Source organism: Enterobacter sp. 725m/11 (assembly GCF_011683705.1).
Classification (GTDB): Bacteria; Pseudomonadota; Gammaproteobacteria; order Enterobacterales; family Enterobacteriaceae; genus Enterobacter; species Enterobacter bugandensis.
The window spans coordinates 1-2,881 of the sequence record NZ_JAAQOK010000099.1 but is presented as its reverse complement, the minus strand read 5'-3'; the positions used below and the strand labels follow the sequence as shown (position 1 = coordinate 2,881).

The following is a 2,881-nucleotide window of genomic DNA, read 5'->3' as shown; positions in this document are numbered from 1 at the left end:
TCCGTCGTCGGCAGCGTCAGATGTGTATAAGAGACAGGTTTATAGGGATTAATCAGACGGGTTTTACCCTTATAAACGATCTGACAGACATTATGGTTCTTAATCGATTTCTCGATTTTCGCTAAATGGCGGCGGATATCACGCTGCACCGTGTGCTCTGCGTCATTACCGAGGATAAGAATATGGTTTTCGTCGACGCGTGCCTCCAGCTTTTGCCAGAAGTCCGTATTTCTTTCAGGGAAAAAATTATCGGCATTCAGGAAGTTAGCCAGGGCATGATGTAATCCCTGCCCGCCGGGAGATTGGGCGGAGTGGATCAGTCGATATAGCCCGTTACCGGTATGTTCAACAATGGGCGAGAGCGCATTTAAATCCCGGTAGACGGTACGCTCGGTAATTTTAAATTTCTCCATTAGCGCACTGCGGTTTACCACCCCGTGTAAATGTAGCTCAAGGAGAATATCGACCAGACGTTCAGCCGAGCGGCTCCGCGTCGTTTTAGCCATAAGGTCTTCCTGTATATTGGGTATGCGCTGAACAATGCAAAAGCACTGACCGGAGATGTCAGTATTCAGGCACAGAAAATTTCTCTTATGGATATATAACGGCGTGATTTAGCGGAAACCTTAGGAATTTTTGTAGAAAGCGGCGCTGGCCCGAAAAAAGGCCAGCGCGAGGGGGATCACACGACGGCTTCCATCTCCATCATCACCGGGTGGAAACGGCGCTTAAAGTAGATCAGGCCGTGTCCCGCGTCACTCAGGATGATGTTTTTCACTTCGACAAGATAAACCAGATGCGTGCCGATGGTTTGCACCTGGGTAATCTCGCCTTCCAGGCTCGCCAGCGCGCCTTTCAGCACCGGCTGCCCCAGCGGGCCTTTCTGCCAGCAGGAGAGGGCAAAGCGCTCCTCCATTGCCATCCCGGTCATCCCGGCGAAGTGGCGGGCCATGATCTCCTGCTCGTGGTTCAGCACGTTGACGCACAGCCTGCCGTTGCCCTGAAAGACCGGGTTCATGGCGCTGTTGGCGTTAATGCAGACCATGACCGACGGCGGGGTATCCGTCACCGAGCAGACGGCGGTGGCGGTAATGCCGCAGCGTCCGGCGTCGCCCTCGGTGGTGACCACATTGACCGCCGCCGACAGGCTGCTCATTGCGTCGCGAAAACGCAGGCGTTGTTCATCTGAATGCATTGTAACCTCCCGCTGCGCTATTTCAGCAGCTTGTCGAGCATGTTGATATCGCTGTTGTTGTGCAGGTGCGGCACGGTCCAGCCGTGCTGGTCGTACTCGGACATGCAGCGGTCGACCATTGCCATCATCTTGTCCATATTCCCGGAGCTTTGCGCCTGACGCAGGCATTGCAGGCGGATCTCATCCTGGCTGCCGGAGTAGTTGATTTCGTACAACTCGTGACGCCCCCCAAACTCGCTGCCGATGGCGTCCCACATCAGTTTCAAAATCTTGATGCGTTCGACGTGATCCATTCCGTTGGAGCCGCGCACGTACTTCGCCAGATACTGGTCGATCTGCGGGTTGTTCAGGTCCCGCGCGCTGGACGGCAGATAAATCAGCCCGGAGGTCACGTTACGTTCGATGATGTTCTTGATCTTCGCGTAGGCCATCGGGGCCATCACGCGGTAGGTTTGCAGCGCCGCGTGGTCCGGCAGGTACGCGCCGTTCACCCACGGCGTGGCTTCGGAGCACATGGAGTCGCTCAGCGCCCAGAACATATTGCGCCAGGCCACCACTTCGCCGAGATCCGCCTGCACGCCGCGGAACTCAAGGGTACCGGTGCACTCCAGGGATTTCTTCAGCAGGGCGGTGATGAAGTCGAGCTTCACCGCCAGACGTACGCAGGCCTGCAGCGGGTACATGCGGGCGAAGCCGCCCTCCATCGTCCAGCGACGGCAGCGGTCGAAATCGCGGTAGATCAGCACGTTTTCCCACGGGATCAGCACGTTATCCATCACCAGGATCGCGTCGTTCTCGTCGAAGCGGCTGGAGAGCGGGTAGTCATACGGAGATCCGGTCGCGCCTGCCACCATCTCGTACGAGGCGCGGGAGATCAGCTTCACGCCTTCGGCATCCATGGGGGCGACGAACATCAGCGCGAAGTCCGGGTTTTCGCCCATCACCTGCGCGGAGCCAAAACCGATCATGTTGTAATGGGTCAACGCCGAGTTGGTTGCGACGACTTTCGCACCGCTGACGATAATCCCGGCATCGGTCTCTTTCTCCAGCTTGATGTAGACGTCCTTCACCTCGTCCGCCGGCTTGTGGCGGTCGATCGGCGGGTTGACGATGGCGTGGTTAAAGTACAGGCCGGTTTCCTGAATGCGGGTGTACCAGTTCCGGGCGTTCTGCTCGAACTGACCGTAGAAGGCAGGGTTCGCTCCCAGCGCGCAGCCGAACGCCGCTTTGTAGTCCGGCGTGCGGCCCATCCAGCCGTAGCTCAGGCGTGACCACTCGGCGATGGCGTCGCGCTGCTGGCGCAGGTCGTCGGCGCTTTTCGCCACGCGGAAAAATTTGTGGGTGTAGCCGCCGCTGCCGGTGTCGGTGCCCCAGCACAGCGTGTCCTGCATGTCCGGCTTGTGCAGGGCGTCGTACATCTGGGCGATGGACGCCGCCGCATTGCGAAACGCCGGGTGGGTGGTGACGTCCTTAACGCGCTCGCCGTAGATATAAATCTCGCGTCCATCCTGCAGGCTTTTTAAATACTCTTCGCCGGTTAACGGACGTTTGGCATCAGCGCGGAATTCTTCAGGCTTCATAGGGACCTCGTATCGGAAGATGGTTGTTAAATTTATGTTTTGTTTTTGTTGTTTAATTGAAGCGTGAGACTGTCTCTTATACACATCTGACGCTGCCGACGACGGA

General features: G+C 57.2%; 3 protein-coding genes. All 3 read right to left on the bottom strand.

Features of this window, described 5'->3' with window-relative positions; translation table 11 throughout:
* The coding region (locus HBA26_RS22510; RefSeq protein WP_166721058.1) for an HTH domain-containing protein at positions 1-506 on the bottom strand (506 nt) is incomplete at its 3' end.
* 176 nt (positions 507-682) lie between these two features.
* Positions 683-1,195, bottom strand: a complete 513-nt coding sequence (locus HBA26_RS22505) for a 4-hydroxyphenylacetate 3-monooxygenase reductase subunit (protein ID WP_041911318.1) — start codon at positions 1,193-1,195, stop codon at positions 683-685.
* 17 nt (positions 1,196-1,212) lie between these two features.
* Positions 1,213-2,775, bottom strand: a complete 1,563-nt coding sequence (hpaB, locus tag HBA26_RS22500) for a 4-hydroxyphenylacetate 3-monooxygenase, oxygenase component (RefSeq protein WP_058678933.1) — start codon at positions 2,773-2,775, stop codon at positions 1,213-1,215.
* Positions 2,776-2,881: the final 106 nt, after the last annotated feature.

Bases quoted from the DNA above. Each gene is read 5' to 3' on its own strand.
- HBA26_RS22505 (WP_041911318.1), bottom strand. From the start codon at position 1,195: ATGCATTCAGATGAACAACGCCTGCGTTTTCGCGACGCAATGAGCAGC.
- hpaB (WP_058678933.1), bottom strand. From the start codon at position 2,775: ATGAAGCCTGAAGAATTCCGCGCTGATGCCAAACGTCCGTTAACCGGC.